The 17,012-nt window shown below is 71.9% G+C and carries 13 protein-coding genes and 1 pseudogene; 8 read left to right on the top strand and 6 right to left on the bottom strand.

Annotated features, from left to right (window positions below; translation table 11 throughout):
- Positions 1 to 147: 147 nt before the first annotated feature.
- The 3 genes and pseudogenes from LE548_RS06790 to LE548_RS06780 all read right to left on the bottom strand — a co-directional run.
- Positions 148 to 516 (bottom strand): helix-turn-helix domain-containing protein, encoded by a 369-nt coding sequence (locus LE548_RS06790; protein ID WP_225095731.1) that lies wholly within the window; start codon positions 514 to 516, stop codon positions 148 to 150.
- Positions 513 to 752, bottom strand: a complete 240-nt coding sequence (locus LE548_RS06785) for a thiamine-binding protein (RefSeq protein ID WP_225095730.1) — start codon at positions 750 to 752, stop codon at positions 513 to 515. Before LE548_RS06785 ends, LE548_RS06790 begins: the two co-directional genes overlap by 4 nt.
- 137 nt (positions 753 to 889) lie before the next feature.
- Positions 890 to 1,448, bottom strand: a pseudogene (locus tag LE548_RS06780) (ATP-binding protein); the annotation flags it as partial.
- 424 nt (positions 1,449 to 1,872) lie between these two features.
- Here LE548_RS06780 and LE548_RS06775 point away from each other — a divergent pair.
- The 4 genes from LE548_RS06775 to LE548_RS06760 all read left to right on the top strand — a co-directional run bounded on the left by LE548_RS06775 (position 1,873) and on the right by LE548_RS06760 (position 5,989).
- A complete protein-coding gene (locus LE548_RS06775; RefSeq protein ID WP_225095729.1) occupies positions 1,873 to 2,730 on the top strand; it encodes a TIM barrel protein in 858 nt (285 codons plus the stop codon).
- Positions 2,731 to 2,772: 42 nt separating this feature from the next.
- Positions 2,773 to 3,666 carry a 2-hydroxy-3-oxopropionate reductase gene (locus LE548_RS06770; RefSeq protein ID WP_225095728.1) on the top strand — a complete coding sequence of 298 codons (894 nt, stop codon included), beginning with the start codon at positions 2,773 to 2,775 and terminating at the stop codon, positions 3,664 to 3,666.
- Between the two features lie 185 nt (positions 3,667 to 3,851).
- A complete protein-coding gene (locus tag LE548_RS06765) occupies positions 3,852 to 5,324 on the top strand; it encodes a catalase (protein ID WP_225095727.1) in 1,473 nt (490 codons plus the stop codon).
- 431 nt (positions 5,325 to 5,755) lie between these two features.
- Positions 5,756 to 5,989, top strand: a complete 234-nt coding sequence (locus LE548_RS06760; RefSeq protein WP_158926183.1) for a hypothetical protein — start codon at positions 5,756 to 5,758, stop codon at positions 5,987 to 5,989.
- A gap of 89 nt (positions 5,990 to 6,078) precedes the next feature.
- Here the strand turns inward: LE548_RS06760 and gcl are convergent, their stop codons facing one another.
- The gene (gene gcl, locus LE548_RS06755; RefSeq protein ID WP_225095726.1) at positions 6,079 to 7,866 is read right to left on the bottom strand and encodes a glyoxylate carboligase; all 1,788 of its coding nucleotides are present in this window, start codon (positions 7,864 to 7,866) and stop codon (positions 6,079 to 6,081) included.
- Between the two features lie 236 nt (positions 7,867 to 8,102).
- Here gcl and LE548_RS06750 point away from each other — a divergent pair, with 236 nt between their 5' ends.
- Positions 8,103 to 8,804 (top strand): hypothetical protein, encoded by a 702-nt coding sequence (locus tag LE548_RS06750; RefSeq protein WP_225095725.1) that lies wholly within the window; start codon positions 8,103 to 8,105, stop codon positions 8,802 to 8,804.
- Between the two features lie 6 nt (positions 8,805 to 8,810).
- Here LE548_RS06750 and LE548_RS06745 read toward each other — a convergent pair whose 3' ends face one another.
- Both LE548_RS06745 and LE548_RS06740 read right to left on the bottom strand, forming a co-directional pair.
- Positions 8,811 to 10,409 (bottom strand): AMP-binding protein, encoded by a 1,599-nt coding sequence (locus LE548_RS06745; protein ID WP_225095724.1) that lies wholly within the window; start codon positions 10,407 to 10,409, stop codon positions 8,811 to 8,813.
- Entirely contained in the window at positions 10,406 to 12,076 is a 1,671-nt protein-coding gene (locus LE548_RS06740) for an AMP-binding protein (protein ID WP_225095723.1), read from the bottom strand. The genes LE548_RS06745 and LE548_RS06740 overlap by 4 nt, the downstream gene beginning before the upstream one ends.
- A gap of 114 nt (positions 12,077 to 12,190) precedes the next feature.
- On the opposite strand from LE548_RS06740, the gene LE548_RS06735 reads away from it, so the two are divergent.
- The 3 genes from LE548_RS06735 to LE548_RS06725 form a co-directional block, all read left to right on the top strand.
- On the top strand, positions 12,191 to 13,021 hold the full coding sequence (locus LE548_RS06735; protein ID WP_225095722.1) for a helix-turn-helix transcriptional regulator: 831 nt from the start codon (positions 12,191 to 12,193) through the stop codon (positions 13,019 to 13,021).
- A 168-nt stretch (positions 13,022 to 13,189) separates the two neighbouring features.
- Positions 13,190 to 16,009: an AAA family ATPase gene (locus LE548_RS06730; protein ID WP_225095721.1), complete on the top strand. Its 2,820-nt coding sequence runs from the start codon at positions 13,190 to 13,192 to the stop codon at positions 16,007 to 16,009.
- A gap of 242 nt (positions 16,010 to 16,251) precedes the next feature.
- The coding region (locus tag LE548_RS06725) for a trypsin-like serine protease (RefSeq protein WP_225095720.1) at positions 16,252 to 17,012 on the top strand (761 nt) is incomplete at its 3' end.

Below are 17,012 nucleotides of genomic sequence, written 5' to 3'. Positions count from 1 at the left end.
GGCGTAACAAGTGAGGACGCTTCCCGGGTGGCCGGGCGACCGCCAGGGGCTGTCGACCACCGTCATGCACCTGCCGCGCCGTCGTGGCCGGTCGCGCCCACGCGGCGGAGCCGCATATCCATACAGCCCCGCGCCCCCCTCGGGCCGCTATGCCCCCTTGTCCCGGTTGAGGTAGTTGTAGACGGTGAAGCGGCTGACGCCCAGTGCGCTCGCCACGGTCTCCACACCGTGCCGCACGGCGAACGCGCCCCGCGCCTCCAGAATCCGTACGACCTCCTGCTTGGCCTTGCGGTCCAGGTCGGCCAGCGGCTTGCCCTGCCGGCGCTCCATGGCGGCGAGGATGTGGTCGAGGGAATCGGCGAGCTGGGGCAGGCGTACGGCGACGACGTCGGCGCCCTGCCAGGCGAGCACGACGTCCTCGGGGCCGGCCGCGTCGGGCGGGATCAGCTCCCCGCCCATGGCGTCGACCAGCGGCTTCACGGCCGTGATGAAGGGCTCGTCCCCGGCGCCGGTCACCTGTCGCTCTCCTCGATCACGTTGACCTGCAGCGACACCCGGGTGGCGCCGGCCTCCAGGGTCTTGCGCAGCAGCGCGTCCACGGCGGTGAGCACGCTGTCGGCGCCCCCTTCGGCGGTGTTGCCGAACGGGCCGACGTCCACCGCGTCGAGTTCCGCCGTCTCGATGACCTGTCGGGCCACCAGCGCGTGCGCGGGCGCCTCGTCGAGATCGAAGGGTTCGGTCGTGAACTCCACTCGCAATCGCATACTGCCCCCAAAGCCGTCCTGACCTGCGCTTTTGTCTGGACGGACCATTGCGGGGCACCGCCCAGCAGCGACTCTAACCGACGCGGGGCTCCTGCTGCCCGCGGGACCGGAAGCCATCGCCTCGGTCACGGCAGGGGCTGTTCGGTCCAGATGACCTCGCCGTCCATGGTGCAGCGGGTTCCCCAGCGCTCGGTTGAGCTGGGCGACGAGAAGGAGTCCACGCCCGCCCTCGTCCGTGCTCCGTGCGCGGCGCAGCCTGGGCGACGTGCTGCTTCCGTCGGAGACCTCGCGGATCGGCGCCCGGTCGCAAGGCAGGCGCAGTCGGACCGGACCGCTCACGTGCCGGATGGCGTCGGTGACCAGCCCGCCGGCGATCAGTTCGGTGGTGAAGGCCAGTTCGTCCAGACCCCAGGCGGCCAGTCCGTCCAGGCCCCGGGCGGCCGGCTGCTCGGTGACCGCCGCGCGGCAGCCGGAGACGATCGCCGGGTCGCGCGGCCACTCCCACTCGGCGACCCGCTCCGGCCCCAGGGCGTGCGGGCGGGCGACCAGCAGGGCCACGTCGCCCTTCGGGCGGGCCGGGAGCAGCGCGTCCAGGACAGCCTCGCAGGTGTCTTCCGGCGCCCGGTCGGCGCAGGCCAGGACGGCGCGGAGCTTGTCCAGGCCGATGTCGATGTCACGGACCCGGGAGCGGTCACCCCTGTTCCAGCACTTTCGCGGAACGGACCGGATGCCGGAACCCTGCCGTAGCCGCGAGCGCCGCGAGGCCGACTTCGGTGGGTGCCGCTGCCAGGCGTTCCTGCTGACCGGCGACGCCGCCCGCACCGATCCGGTCTGCCACCCGTCCCCCGATCACGGGACCGTGGCAGCGGCGGTGCGGGCCGCCGACGAGGCGGACCGCGCGCGTGACGCCGTACTCGCTCCCCGACCGCATCCCACCCCGACGGCACACGGCTCCACGGGGGCACTCAGGGGTGCCAGGGGCGCGGCCCGCGGGGTCACTTTTTCGTGCCCGCCCTTGACAGTCGTCCCCGGCCACAGGCAATCTTCCATTACGCAGAAACAAACTTCCGCAATACGGAATCTCGACACGGAAGGGAGCGCGGCCCCGATGCCAGGTTCTGGATGGAGCACAGCCGCAGACCAGCGCTTCAACGTCAACCTGTCGATCCTCTTCACGGAACTCCCGCTCCTGGAGCGTCCCGCGGCCGCCGCCGCGGCGGGCTTCACGGCGGTCGAGCTGTGGTGGCCCTGGGTCGACTCCCCCACCCCCGAGCAGGGCGAGCTCGACGCCCTGAAGAAGGCGATCGAGGACGCGGGCGTCCAGCTCACGGGGCTGAATTTCTACGCCGGACAGCTGCCGGGCCCGGACCGCGGCGCCCTGTCCGTCCCCGGCGAGGAGTCGGAGAGGTTCCGCGCCAACATCGACGTGGCGGCGGACTTCGCCGCCTCCCTCGGCTGCACGGCGCTCAACGCCCTCTACGGCAACCGCGTCGAGGGCGTGGACCCGGCCGAGCAGGACGCGCTCGCCCTGGAGAACCTGGTCCTCGCGGCCCGCGCGGCCGACCGGATCGGCGCGATCCTGCTGATCGAGGCGCTGAACCAGCCCGAGTCCCCGCTCTACCCCCTGGTGAGCGCGCCCGCCGCCGTCGCGGTGGTGGACAAGGTCAACGAGGCGACGGGCCTCGGGAACGCGAAGTTCCTGATGGACCTGTACCACCTGTCCATGAACGGCGAGGACCTGCCGTCGGTCATCGAGAGTTACGCCGCGAAGACCGGCCACGTCCAGATCGCCGACAACCCCGGCCGCGGCGCCCCCGGCACCGGCTCGCTCCCGCTGGAGGAGCTGCTCGGCCGGCTGAGGAAGGCGGGGTACGACGGCTGGGTGGGCCTGGAGTACAAGCCGGGTGACCGCCCGAGCGCCGAGGCCTTCGACTGGCTGCCGGCCGAGGCCCGCGCCGCCCGCTGAACACCCTGACTTTGCACAGCAGTTGAGAGAGGTACCCCCATCATGAGCAACGCCCTTCCCAAGATCGCCTGGATCGGCCTCGGCATCATGGGCTCCCCCATGTCCGAGAACCTGATCAAGGCGGGTTACCAGGTCACCGGCTTCACCCTGGAGCAGGACAAGCTGGACCGCCTGGCCGCCGCCGGCGGCACGGCCGCCTCCTCGATCGCCGAGGCCGTGCGGGACGCCGACGTGATCATCACGATGGTGCCCGCGTCCCCGCAGGTCGAGGCCATCTCCTACGGCCCCGACGGCATCCTGGAGAACGCGCGGCAGGGCGCCCTGCTGATCGACATGTCCTCGATCACCCCGCAGACCTCCGTGGACCTGGCGAAGGCCGCGAAGGACAAGGGCATCCGGGTGCTCGACGCCCCGGTGTCCGGCGGCGAGGCCGGTGCCATCGAGGCCGTGCTGTCGATCATGGTCGGCGGTGAGCAGGCCGACTTCGACATCGCGAAGCCCCTCTTCGAGGCGCTCGGCAAGACCATCGTGCTGTGCGGCCCGCACGGCTCCGGCCAGACCGTGAAGGCAGCCAACCAGCTGATCGTCGCCGTGAACATCCAGGCGTGCGCCGAGGCCGTGGTCTTCCTGGAGAAGTCGGGCGTGGACCTCGCGGCCGCGTTGGACGTTCTCAACGGCGGCCTGGCCGGCTCGACCGTGCTGACGCGGAAGAAGGACAACTTCCTGAACCGCGACTTCAAGCCGGGCTTCCGCATCGACCTGCACCACAAGGACATGGGCATCGTCACCGACGCCGCCCGCAACGTCGGCGCGGCCCTGCCGGTCGGCGCCGTGGTCGCCCAGCTGGTCGCCTCGCTGCGCGCCCAGGGCGACGGCGGCCTGGACCACTCGGCCCTGCTGCGGGCCGTGGAGCGCCTGTCCGGCGCCCAGGTCTGACCCACCCCGAGACTTCCGGGCCGCGGCGGCGCCGACACCTGTCCTGTCGCGCCCAGGCGCCGCCGCGGCCCGGAACACATCCCCCGGCCCCGGACTTCAACAAACTGTTGACGCCCGGAAGGCCCGAACTTAGGCTCCACAAAGCGGAAACAGTTTTCCGCTGCCCCTCGTACGGAAGGTCCCTGATGTCGAAGCGCGTGCTCACGGCGCGAACTCTCACCACGGAGTCCGGCGCCCCGGTCGCAGACAACCAGAACTCCGCCTCCGCCGGTGTCGGCGGCCCGCTCCTGCTCCAGGACCAGCACCTCCTGGAGAAGCTCGCGCGCTTCAACCGCGAGCGCATCCCGGAGCGCGTGGTGCACGCCCGTGGCTCCGGCGCCTACGGTCACTTCGAGGTGACGGACGACGTCACCGGCTACACCCACGCCGACTTCCTGAGCGAGATCGGCAAGCGCACCGAGGTGTTCCTGCGCTTCTCGACGGTCGCCGACTCCCTCGGCGGCGCGGACGCGGTGCGCGACCCGCGCGGCTTCGCGGTGAAGTTCTACACCGCGGAGGGCAACTACGACCTCGTCGGCAACAACACCCCGGTGTTCTTCATCAAGGACCCGATCAAGTTCCCCGACTTCATCCACTCGCAGAAGCGCGACCCGTTCACGGGCCGTCAGGAGCCGGACAACGTCTGGGACTTCTGGGCGCACGCCCCCGAGGCCACGCACCAGGTGACCTGGCTGATGGGCGACCGCGGCATCCCGGCGTCGTACCGCCACATGAACGGCTACGGCTCGCACACCTACCAGTGGACGAACGCGGAAGGCGAGGCCTTCTTCGTCAAGTACCACTTCAAGACCAACCAGGGCATCCGGTCCTTGAGCAGCGAGCAGGCCGCGGAGCTGGCGGGCAAGGACCCCAACTCGCACCAGACGGACCTGCTCCAGGCCATCGAGCGCGGGGTGCACCCGTCCTGGACCCTGTACGTGCAGATCATGCCGGCGGCCGAGGCGGCCGACTACCGCTTCAACCCGTTCGACCTGACCAAGGTCTGGCCGCACAAGGACTACCCGCTGCAGCGCGTGGGCCGCCTGGTCCTCGACCGCAACCCGGACAACGTCTTCGCCGAGGTCGAGCAGGCCGCGTTCTCCCCGAACAACTTCGTTCCGGGCATCGGTCCCTCCCCCGACAAGATGCTCCAGGGCCGCCTGTTCGCCTACGCGGACGCGCACCGCTACCGCCTGGGCGTCAACCACACCCTGCTGGCCGTCAACGCCCCGAAGGCGACGACCGCGCAGAACTACGGCCGCGACGGCTTCATGGCGGTCAACGGCCAGGGCCGTCACGCCAAGAACTACGAGCCGAACTCCTACGACGGCCCGGTGGAGACCGGCCGCCCGCTGTCCGCCCCGCTGGCGGTCTCGGGCCACACCGGCACCCACACCGCTCCCCCGCACACCAAGGACGACGACTTCTACCAGGCCGGCGAGCTGTACCGGCTGATGTCCGAGGACGAGAAGTCCCGCCTGATCGCGAACATCGCCGGCGGCCTGTCGCAGGTCACCCGCGACGACGTGATCGAGAAGAACCTGGCCCACTTCCACGCCGCCGACCCGGAGTACGGCAAGCGGGTGGAGGAGGCGGTCCGCGCCCTGCGCGAGGACTGAGAGGCCGGCAACACCCGAGCGGCGTACGGGGCCTGACAGGAGGTCAGCAGCTCCGCACGCGGCCCGCGCAGGATGCCCGACGGCCCGGATGAGGGGTGGCCGCCGGGCGGAGCGCGCGGGCAGGGCGAGGACCGCGGCGGCGTGCGAGCCAGTGCGGTGGTGAAGGAGCGTGTCCCCTTCTCGACCAGAGGGAAGGAGGCCCCGCTTTCCGTCGCATCCGCCGCGGTCCCACCCCGATCCCCTGCGGACCCCGTACGGGATCCCCACCAGCCCCGTCCGGCGGCGCGAACGACCTGTCGCGCCCAGCCTCGCGCCGTCGGACGGCTGTCATCGTGCAGCAGCGCCCCCCTGGACCAGCCGGTCCAGGGGGGCGCTGTCGTGTGTGCCCGCCCCGGCGTGCGCGCCGGGCGCATCCGCAGCACGCTGAGGGCATGGGCAATCCGACGCAGTACCCGCACATCGTGGTCCACTCCCCGGCCCTGGACGGCTCCCGGAGGGTCACCGAGGGCGATGTGACCCTGGGGATCGCCTCCCATCTGGACGATGTCGTGGAGATCCTGCGGCTGGCCGACCTGGACCGCATCGAGGTGGAGGAGAGCGACCTGATCGAGTGGCAGGGCGGCGGCCCCGACGACTGGCCGGGGCTGTCGGAACACGAGGTATAGGACAGGCAGAGGAGAGGGGGCATCCGGGAACGCCGAAGGGCGGCCCGTCCTTGTCGGACGGGCCGCCCTCGGCTGGTGCGCTACGGCCGTCAGACCTTCAGCGGCTTGATCGACGTCGGCGCGTGACCCGGCTCGGTGGCCAGGTCCTCGAACTCGGAGATGTCGCTGATGTCCATGGTGCGGCTCATCGAGATGTTCGTGATCCGCTCCAGGATCGCCTCGACGACGACCGGCACCCGGTACTCGGCGGCCAGCTTCTTCGCCTGCTCGAAGGCCGCGCCCAGCTGGTCCGGCTCGGTGACCCGGATCGCCTTGCAGCCCAGGCCCTCGGCGACCTTGACGTGGTCCACGCCGTAGACGCCGATCTCCGGCGTGTTGATGTTCTCGAACTCCAGGTTGACCTGGAAGTTGATGTCCAGGCCGATCTGCGCCTGGCGGATCAGGCCCAGGTAGGCGTTGTTCACCAGCACGTGGACGTAGGGGATCCGGTGCTGGGCGGCGACCGCCAGCTCCTCGATCAGGAACTGGAAGTCGTAGTCGCCGGACAGGGCGACGACCGGGGAGTCCGGGTCGGCCTTGGCGACGCCGATCGCGGCCGGGATGGTCCAGCCGAGCGGGCCGGCCTGGCCGCAGTTGATCCAGTGGCGCGGCTTGTAGACATGCAGCATCTGCGCGCCGGCGATCTGGGAGAGGCCGATGGTGGTGACGTAGCGGGTGTCCGGGCCGAAGGCCTTGTTCATCTCCTCGTACACACGCTGCGGCTTCATCGGCACGTTGTCGAAGTGCGTACGGCGCAGCAGCATGGCCTTGCGCTCCTGGGTGGAGGCCACCCACGCGGAGCGGTCGGGGAGCCTGCCCTCGGCCTTCAGCTCCTTGGCGACCTCGATGAACAGCTCCAGCGCGGCCTTGGCGTCGGAGACCACCCCGTAGTCCGGCGGGAAGATCTTGCCGATCTGGGTGGGCTCGATGTCGACGTGGACGAACTTTCGCTCGCCCCGGTAGACGTCGAGCTTGTAGCCGGTGTGGCGGTTGGCCCAGCGGTTGCCGATGCCGAGGACGAAGTCCGACTCCAGGAAGTTGGCGTTGCCGTACCGGTGCGAGGTCTGCACGCCGACCATGCCGGCGTTCAGCTCGTGGTCGTCGGACAGCGTGCCCCAGCCCATCAGGGTCGGGATGACCGGCGTCTGCGTCAGCTCGGCGAACTCCACCAGCAACTCGGCCGCGTCGGCGCCGATGACGCCGCCGCCGGCCACGATGACCGGGCGCTCGGAGGCCAGCAGGAACGAGATCGCCTTCTCGATCTGGGCGCGGGTCGCGGCCGGCTTGTAGACCGGCAGCGGCTCGTACGTCTCCGGGTCGAACTCGATCTCGGTCAGCTGGACGTCGATCGGCAGGTCGATCAGGACCGGGCCGGGACGGCCGGAGCGCATCAGGTGGAAGGCCTGCTGGAAGACGCCGGGGACCTGCGCGGCCTCCAGGACGGTGACCGCCATTTTCGTGACCGGCCCCGCGATCGAGGCGATGTCGACGGCCTGGAAGTCCTCCTTGTGGATCACGCTGGTGGGCGCCTGGCCCGTGATGCACAGGATCGGGATGGAGTCACCGATGGCCGAGTAGAGACCGGTGATCATGTCGGTGCCGGCCGGGCCGGAGGTACCGATGCAGACGCCGATGTTGCCCGGCTCGGTACGGGTGTAGCCCTCGGCCATGTGGGAGGCGCCCTCGACATGGCGGGCGAGGGTGTGGTTGATGCCGCCACCCTCCTTGAGCGCCTTGTAGAAGGGGTTGATCGCCGCGCCCGGCACACCGAAGGCGTCGGTGACGCCCTCGCGCTTGAGGATCTCAACTGCCGCGCGGGCAGCGGTCATACGAGCCATCGAGTACTCCTGCTTCGGCTGTCGGATGCGTACTCCCGTCGCGCCCCGCGGTGAGCACAGTCTCCAGAGTCGACCTCCGCACTACTTTCGCAATGCGGAATTTAATTTCTACTATCTGGAAGCAATGTAGGGGGGTGCGCGTGTGCCGTCAAGAGAGGCCAAGTGCCGGACAGGCGGGGTGCGGCAGGAGGACGATGGGGCGGTCCCGAGATGACACCGTGGGAGTGGGTGGGCCCATGCCCGAGAGCCTGCCGGTGCGCTGTCCGGCCTGCCGGCGCGACCACGTCTACCGCGCGCCGTCCTATCCGTGCGCGTGCGGCGCCCCCACCGCCCCACGGCTGGACCCGGCCGCCGAACCGGCCGTGACGGCCCACCGTGCCTGGGACGACGAGTGGCTCACCGTGCCCTGCGCGGCCTGCGGACGCGGCAACCAGTGGCCCCGCCCGGAACTGGGCTGCCCGTGCGGCACGGTCCTGCGCATCGCGGTGACGACGACACCTCCGGCGAACAGCGGTGTCCCCCCGGCCGCGGCCGGCCCCGAGGTCCGTACCGACCGCCCGCGATTCAGGCCCCGCCCCATCCGCACCGCCCGGGACGCCGTCACCGCCGCCGCGCTCTATCTGCGCTGGCTCGGCTACCGCGACATACGCCGGGCCGACCAGCGGCCGCCGCAGGGCATCGGGCTCGCCGCGCCCGGTCTGCTCGCCCAGGTGGACCCGGCCGTCCGCCCGGCGGCGCCGCGCGACGTGGAGTGCCTGTGGCTGACGGCGATGACGGAGTCCACGGACTGCGTGTACTTCTCCCTGGCCGGCTACACGGACGACGCCCGCAGCAGGGCGGACGGCCTGCGCGTCCCCCTGTTCGTCCTGGACCTCTCAGGGACACCCCGACCGGTCAACACGCATGCGCATGCCACGAGCAAGCGCACCATTGCCTAGCAGCGGTCAAGGAACGTCGGCGTACCCCTCCCGCAGTTCGATCTTGCGGACCTTTCCGCTCACCGTCATCGGGAAGGCCTCCAGGATCCGCAGCCGGGCCGGGACCTTGTAGTGCGCGAGCCGGCCCTCGCAGAAGGCCCGCACCTCCTCCAGGGTGGGCGGGGCGTCGGGGTCGCGCGGGATGACACAGGCGAGGACCTCCTCGCCGTACGTCTCGTGCGGCACCCCGACGACCTGGACGTCCTTGATCTTGGGGTGGGCGTAGAGGAACTCCTCGATCTCGCGCGGGTAGATGTTCTCCCCGCCCCGGATGATCATGTCCTTGATCCGGCCGACGATCTCGACGTACCCGTCCTCCCGCATCACCGCCAGGTCCCCGGTGTGCATCCAGCGGCCCGCATCGACCGCCTCGGCGGTCTTCCCGGGCTCGTTCCAGTAGCCGAGCATCACGCTGTAGCCGCGGGTGCACAGCTCCCCCGCCGTGCCCCGGGGCCGGGTGACCCCGGTGGCCGGGTCGACGACCTTGACCTCCAGGTGCGGCAGCACCCGGCCGACGGTGGCGGTGCGGTGCTCCAGGTCGTCGTCGACCCGGGTCTGGAGGGACACCGGCGAGGTCTCGGTCATGCCGTAGCAGATGGAGACCTCCGCCATGTGCATCTCGGCGACGACCCGTTTCATCACCTCCACCGGGCAGGGCGAGCCCGCCATGATCCCGGTGCGCAGGGTCGACAGGTCGTAGGAGGCGAAGTCGGGGAGGTTCAGCTCCGCGATGAACATCGTCGGCACGCCGTACAGGGACGTACAGCGCTCCCGCTGCACCGCCTCAAGGGTGGCCGCCGGCTCGAAGGAGGGGGCCGGGATGACCACGCAGGCGCCGTGCGAGGTGGCCGCCAGATTGCCCATCACCATGCCGAAGCAGTGGTAGAAGGGGACGGGCACGCAGATCCGGTCCTGCTCCGTGTAGGAGACCAGCTCCCCGACGAAGTAGCCGTTGTTGAGGATGTTGTGGTGGGACAGGGTGGCGCCCTTGGGGAAGCCGGTGGTCCCCGAGGTGTACTGGATGTTGATGGGGTCGTCGCAGGACAGTTCCGGGTACGGGGCGTCGCCGGTCCCCCGCCTCAGCAGCGCCTCCCAGCTCGGGTCGCCGATGTACACGACCTCGCGCAGCTCGGGGCACCGGCCCCGCACGTCCTGCACCATCGCCCGGTAGTCGCTGGTCTTGTGGCTGAGGGAGGCGAACAGCAGGGAGATCCCCGCCTGTTTCAGGACGTACTCGACCTCGTGGGTGCGGTAGGCCGGGTTGATGTTCACCATGATCGCGCCGATGCGGGCGGTGGCGTACTGCACCAGGACCCACTCCGGGCAGTTGACCGCCCAGATGCCCACCCGGTCGCCCTTGACCACTCCGCTCGCGGCCAGCGCCTGCGCCAACTCCTCGACGGCCGCACCGAATTCGGCGTACGTCCAGCGTCTCCCGGACGGCACGTCGACCAGCGCCTCACGGTCCGGCCAGGCGGCCACGGCCCGGTCCAGGTTGGCGCCGATGGTGTCGCCGAGCAGGGCGGTGGGACCGGTTCCGTGCGTGTACGACAGCGATGCGGTCACCGGAAGTCCTCCTCGCGGTACTCGTGCTCCGAGCCCTGGGCCGTCGCCTCGCGCAGCTCGATGCGGCGGATCTTGCCGGAGACGGTCTTGGGCAGGGCGCCGAACTCCAGCCGGCGGATGCGCTTGTAGGGGGCGAGCACCTGGCGGGAGTGCTCGAAGAGGACCTTCGCGGTGTCCGGACCGGGCTCGTAGCCCTCGGCGAGGACGACGTACGCCTTCGGCACCGCGAGCCGCAGCTCGTCCGGCGCGGGCACGACGGCCGCCTCGGCGACCGCCGCGTGCTCCAGCAGCGCGCTCTCCAGCTCGAACGGGCTGATCTTGTAGTCGGAGGCCTTGAAGACGTCGTCCGCGCGGCCGACGTAGGTCAGATAGCCGTCCGCGTCGCGGGCGGCGATGTCGCCGGTGCGGTAGTAGCCGCCCGCCATCGCCTCCGCCGTACGGTCCGGGTCGCCGTGGTAACCGGTCATCAGGCCGACGGGGCGCTCGGACAGGTCGAGGGCGAGCTCGCCCTCGGTGGCGCCGGGCGCGCCGGAGACCGGGTCGAGGAGTTCGACGCGGTAGCCGGGGCTCGGCCGGCCCATGGAACCGGTCTTGAGCGGCTGTCCGGGGCTGTTGGAGACCTGTACGGCGCTCTCGGTCTGCCCGAAGCCGTCCCGGATGGTGACGCCCCAGGCCCGCCGGACCTGCTCGATCACCTCGGGGTTCAGCGGTTCCCCGGCGGCGACGACCTCCCTGGGCGGGGTGCGCAGCTGGGCGAGGTCGGCCTGGATCAGCATCCGCCACACCGTCGGCGGAGCGCAGAAGGAGGTCACCTTGTGCCGGTCCATCTCGGCCATCAGCCGGCCCGCGTCGAAGCGCGTGTAGTTGTGGATGAAGACGGTCGCCTCGGCGTTCCACGGCGCGAACAGGTTGGACCAGGCGTGCTTGGCCCAGCCGGGCGAGGAGATGTTCAGGTGGACGTCGCCGGGTTTCAGGCCGATCCAGTACATGGTCGCCAGATGCCCGATGGGGTACGACGTGTGGGTGTGCTCGACCAGCTTGGGGCGGGCGGTCGTACCGGAGGTGAAGTAGAGCATCAGCGGGTCGTCGGCCAGGGTCGGGCCGTCGGGCACGAACGCGGCGGGCGCGGTGTACGCGTCCTCGTACGCCTCCCAGCCCTGCGCCGGGCCCCCGACGCTGATCCGTGTGTAGCGGCCGGGCACCTCGGCGAACTTGACGGTGTCCTCGGCCCGTACGATCACGTGCCTGACCCGGCCCCGGTCGACGCGGTCGCGCAGGTCGGCCGGGCCGAGCAGCGGGGTGGCCGGGATGACGACCGCGCGCAGCTTCATCGCGGCCAGCGCGGTCTCCCACAGCTCGGCCTGGTTGCCGAGCATGACCAGGACGCGGTCCTCGGCGCCGACACCCCGGGCGCGCAGGTGGTTCGCGACCCGGTTCGAGCGTTCGGCCAGCTCGGCGAAGGACAGCTTGGTCTCGCCGCCGTCCTCCTCGACGATGTGCAGCGCGGTCCGGTCGTTGCCGGCGGCGATCGCGTCGAACCAGTCCAGCGCCCAGTTGAAGTGCGCGGGCCGCGGCCAGGTGAAGCCCGCGTAGGCGGTGGCATAGTCCTCGCGGTGTTCCAGCAGGAAGTCCCTGGCGTTACGGAACACCTCAGTCACCGTCGTCATCACACGCTCCTTGCTGTTCCGGACCATTGCCGGGCGGCTCTCTGGCATCGTCTAATCCGTGATGCGGGTCTCACTACCCCCGAACGGGGGTGTGGACGACCGAAAGGGCGAACCATGACAGCAGACGTGGCGGGGGCAGTGGAGATCGGCGGCGCGCTGGCCCGGCTGCGCCGGGCGACGGGACTCCCGGTCGCCTTCGGCGGACTGCTGGAGCCCGGCCGGCCGCAGATCCGGATCAGCGAGCTGAGCGGCACGCGCACGTCCTCGCTGCGCGCGCTCGCGGTGACCTCCGGCAACGGGCTCGGCGGCAAGGCGGTGGCGCTGGCCCGGCCGTGCGCGGTGACGGACTACTCGGTCTCGCGGCAGATCAGCCACGAGTACGACGTCCAGGTGGCGGCGGAGGGCATCCGCTCGGTGCTCGCGGTGCCGGTCGTGGTGCGGCGCCGGGTGCGGGGGGTGCTGTACGGCGCGCTGCGCTCGGTCCAGCCGCTCGGCGACCGCACGCTGGGCGCGGCCGTGGCCGTCGCCCGGGACGTGGAGCAGACGCTGGTGGTGCGGGACGAGGCGCGGGAACTGCTGGCGGCGGCGCGGCCGGAGCCGGCCGTGGCCGACCGCGGCGCGGCCTGGGAGCAGGTGCGCGAGGCGCACGCGGCGCTGCGCTCGCTCGCGCCCCGGATCGCGGACCCGGAGCTGCGGGCGGAACTGCTGGCCGCGTGCGGGCTGCTGACCGCGCCGCGCCCGACGGCCGGTGCGAGTCTGGCGCCGCGTGAACTCGACGTGCTGTCCTGGGTGGCGGCCGGAGCCACCAACGCCGCGGTGGCCGACCGGCTGGGTCTGCGGCCGGAGACGGTCAAGGGCTATCTGCGTTCGGCGATGCGGAAGCTGGGCGCCCACACCCGAGGGGAGGCGGTGACCGCGGCCCGCAGGGCGGGGCTGCTGCCGTAGCCGCTCCGGGCCGGCCGCGACAGCAGTCAAGAAACCTGCCTATTCAAGCGGGCATGCCTTGTTTTTTCCCGTGCCTGTCCTTCTGTTATTTCCCTCACCATGGCGCCCGTCTGAATTTCAGGGATCGTTGCCTAGAATTTGGCCAGAACACGACACACGAGGGGAGCGGTGACCGTGCGACGGGACTTCCAGGAGCCTGCCAGGTGCCGCCCCGACCTGGTCATCGGCCGCGAGGAGCTGTTCACCGGCGCCCGGGACCAGCTCGCCTCGGGCGGCAGTGTGCTGCTCCACGGTCCCGCCGGAATAGGGAAATCGACGGTGCTGCGGGCATTGGCCGAGGAATACGGCGCCGCCGCGCACACCGTGCTGCGCTGCTCGGCCACCGAGTCGGAATCCCACCTTCCCTTCCTGGCGCTCGCGGACCTCCTCGGTCTGGTCCTCGACGAGGTCTCCCCGCGGCTGCCCGCCGCCCAGCGCACCGCCCTGGAGTCGGCGCTCACCGGCCGCGGCGAGTCCAGCCTCCAGCGCGACGGGCTCGCGCTGCGCCTCGCCGTGCTCTCCGCGCTGCGCGCGCTGGCCGAGCGGGGCAGTGTCCTCGTCGTCGCCGACGACCTGCAGTGGCTGGATCCGGCCAGCGCCGAACTGCTCGGCTTCGCCGCCCGGCGCCTGGAGGGCACCCCGGTGCAGCTGCTGTGCGCGGTGCGCACCGAGGGCACCGAGAGCCAGGAGTACGACCGGCATCTGCGCGCCTGCCCGCCGGGCACCCTCGCGGTCCGGCTCGGCGCGCTGACCCGCGCCCAGGTCGCCCAGTTGCTCGACCATCGCGGCCATGGCGGCCTGCCCCGCTCCACGGTCCGCGAGATCCACCGCACCTCCGCCGGCAACCCGCTGTTCGCCCTGGAGCTCGGCCGCGCCCTCGCCGAGAGCCCCACCCCGCCCCGGCCGGGCGAGCCGCTGCCGGTGCCGACCAGCCTGCGCGCCTTGGTGCTCAGCCGCCTGGACATGCTGTCCGTCGAGGCCCGCCGCACCCTGCTGGTCGCCAGCGCCGGCGCCAGACCCACCCCGGCGCTGCTGCACGCGGCCGGCCGGACCAACGCCGAGGCCGAGTGCGCCCAGGCCGCCGAACTCGGGCTGCTGGCCACCGAGTCCGACGCCCCCGCCGTACGGTTCGCGCATCCGCTGATCTCCGCCGCGCTGTACGCCGAGGCGCCCGCCCCCGAGCGGCGCGCCGCGCACGCGGCGCTGTCCACGGCCGCCTCCGACCCGATCGAGCGGGCCCGGCATCTGGCCCTGGCGAGCACCGGCGCCGATCCGGAGGTGGCCGCCCGGCTCGCCGAGGCCGCCGCCCTGGCCCGGGACCGGGGCGCCCCGTCGGTCGCGGCCCAGCTGGGACTGCTCGCCGCCCGGCACACCCCGGCCGACGGCACACCTGGCCAGGGGGAGCGCCGGCTCCAGGCCGCCGAGGACGCCATCACCGCGGGCGAGCTGGACCTGGCCCGGGACATCGCCCGGGAGGTGCTGAGCCGGACGGCGGTGCCGGCCGACCGGGTGCGGGCCTGGATGATCGTGATCGACAGCGCCGGGCACACCATGGCCGAGGTGGACGCCGTCTTCCCGCAGGCCCTCGCGGACGCCGGTGACGATCCCCGGCTGCTGGCCCTGGTCCACTACCAGCTGGCCTGGCGGGCGCTGATCGTGTCGGGCGACTTCACCGAGGCCCGGCAGGCCGCCGCGCACGCCGCCGAGCTGGCCGCGCGCGGCGGCGAGCGGCGCACCGAGCTGCTCTCGCTCGCCTTCCAGGCGCAGACGGAGACCCTGATGGGCCATCCGGAGGCGCCCCGCACCATCAAGCGGGCCCTGAAGGAGCCGCAGGACCCGCGGGTGGCCTGGCATCACAACGGGGCGCTCAGCGCCCGGTTCCGCTGGCTGGTCATGGGCGACCAGCTGACGGAGGCGAGAGCGACGGTCACCGGGCTGCTGCGCGAGGTGCGCCGGCGCGGCTCGGTGGAGAGCGAGGTGCACTTCCTGCGCGGCCTCGCCGAGACCGAACTGCGCGCCGGGCACTGCGGGCGCGCCCTGGAGCTGGCCCGCGACAGCCTGCGGCTCGCCCGGGACTCGGGGATCGGCGAGACGGCCTCGGCGATGCTGACCTCGCTCGCGGAGGCCTCCGGCGGTGACGTGGTCCGGGCCCTGGCACTCGCCCGGGAGGCGGTGCAGCACGCCGAGGAGGACGGCGACCAGATGTATCTCTCCCGGGCCCTGGGCGCCCTCGGGTACGCCCAGCTGGTGGCCGGGGACCCGGCGGGCACGGTGCGCTCGCTGCGCCGGGTGCGCCGGCTGGAGCTGGGGCTCGGCATCACCGACCCGGCGCGCGGCCGCTGGCAGGGCGATCTGGCCGAGGCGCTGGTCCGGATCGGTGAACCGGCGGAGGCGCAGGACGTCATCGACGTGAGCCGGGAGCACGCGCTGCGGCTCGGCCGGGAGAGCGTCCTCGCCGTGCTCGACCGGTCCGAGGCGCTGGTGCGGGCCGCGCAGGGCGAGCTGGAGGCGGCGGTGGCCCAGCTGACGTCCGCTCAGGACCGGCTCGGCAAGCTCGGCTACGGGCTGGAGGAGGCGCGGGCCGCGTTCGCGCTGGCCCGGCTGCGCGGCAGACGGCCCGGATCACCGGCGTACGACGAGGCCACCCGGATGTTCCGCCGCTGCCGGGCACTGCCCTGGCTGCGCCAGGTGGACGAGGCCCTCACCGCCCCCGAGCAGGAGCCGGTGCCGGCCGCGGCGGACGCCCTGGACGCGCTCGCTGTGCTGGCCGCGATGGAGCGTCAGGTCGCGGCGCTGGTCATGGAGGGTGCCACCAACCGGGAGATCGCCGCCCGGCTGTTCATCAGCGTCAAGACGGTGGAGGCGACCCTGACCCGGGTCTACCGCAAACTGGGGATCCGATCGCGGGTGGACATCGTCCGATTGGCGGCGGCTCGCCGCGCGAAGTGACGGCGCGGCCGGTTAACTGAACCGGACCGAGGGTTTTCCCTCACCCGCCCCCCCTAGGGGGTTCCCTCATTGGGAGCCGAGGGTTCCGGGTCCTAGCGTAAGGGGCGTGCCGCTCGCCCGGGCACACGGGGGTCGGTCCCTCCCCGAGCTCTCGACTTCGCTCGACCAGGGGACCCCCGCCCCCGTGCACACCCCCCACGCCCGTGCGATCCCCCACCGGTGCAACCCCCCTGAGGAGCCACATGTTCGGCCTCACACGTGCCAGACGGACCGCCGCGACGCTGGTGGCCTGTGCCGCCGCCGCGGCGACCGCGGCCATCGCCTCCCCCACGGCGAGCGCCGCCCCGCAGCCCATCGTCGGCGGTACGACCACCACGACGACGGCGTACCCGTTCGTCATGCAGATCACGGATGCCTCCGGCAGCCAGTTCTGCGGCGGCACCCTGGTGGCCGCCACCAAGGTCGTCACGGCCGCGCACTGCATGGTCGGCGAGTCGGCGAGCAGCGTCCGGGTGGTCGGCGGCCGGACCTATCTGAACGGCACCGACGGCACGGTGGGCAAGGTCAGCAAGATCTGGGTGAACCCGAAGTACACGGACGCCACCAACGGCAACGACGTGGCGGTGCTGACCCTGTCGACGGCGATGCCGTACACGCCGGCGAAGTACGTCTCCGCCTCGGACACCGGGGTGTACGCGGCCGGCGCCACGGCCCGCATCCTGGGCTGGGGCACCACCTCGGAGAACGGCGGCTCCTCCAACCAGCTGCGGACCGCGACCGTCCCGGTCGTGGCCGACGCCGGCTGCAAGAGCTCCTACGGTTCGGACTTCGTCCAGTCCGACATGGTCTGCGCCGGATACACGTCCGGTGGCGTTGACACCTGCCAGGGCGACAGCGGCGGTCCCCTGCTCATCGGGGGCGTCCTGGCAGGGATCACTTCCTGGGGCGAGGGGTGCGCGGAGGCCGGTTACCCGGGTGTCTACACCCGGCTGACCACCTTCTC

It is taken from the genome of Streptomyces sp. CoH27, assembly GCF_020181035.1.
GTDB lineage: Bacteria > Actinomycetota > Actinomycetes > Streptomycetales > Streptomycetaceae > Streptomyces > Streptomyces camelliae.
Note: the sequence above shows the minus strand (reverse complement) of the source record. Positions and strands in the feature narration are given on the sequence as shown.

Bases quoted from the DNA above. Each gene is read 5' to 3' on its own strand.
- LE548_RS06735 (WP_225095722.1), top strand. From the start codon at position 12,191: ATGACAGCAGACGTGGCGGGGGCAGTGGAGATCGGCGGCGCGCTGGCC.
- LE548_RS06770 (WP_225095728.1), top strand. From the start codon at position 2,773: ATGAGCAACGCCCTTCCCAAGATCGCCTGGATCGGCCTCGGCATCATG.
- LE548_RS06775 (WP_225095729.1), top strand. From the start codon at position 1,873: ATGCCAGGTTCTGGATGGAGCACAGCCGCAGACCAGCGCTTCAACGTC.
- gcl (WP_225095726.1), bottom strand. From the start codon at position 7,866: ATGGCTCGTATGACCGCTGCCCGCGCGGCAGTTGAGATCCTCAAGCGC.
- LE548_RS06750 (WP_225095725.1), top strand. From the start codon at position 8,103: ATGCCCGAGAGCCTGCCGGTGCGCTGTCCGGCCTGCCGGCGCGACCAC.
- LE548_RS06740 (WP_225095723.1), bottom strand. From the start codon at position 12,076: ATGACGACGGTGACTGAGGTGTTCCGTAACGCCAGGGACTTCCTGCTG.
- LE548_RS06760 (WP_158926183.1), top strand. From the start codon at position 5,756: ATGGGCAATCCGACGCAGTACCCGCACATCGTGGTCCACTCCCCGGCC.
- LE548_RS06765 (WP_225095727.1), top strand. From the start codon at position 3,852: ATGTCGAAGCGCGTGCTCACGGCGCGAACTCTCACCACGGAGTCCGGC.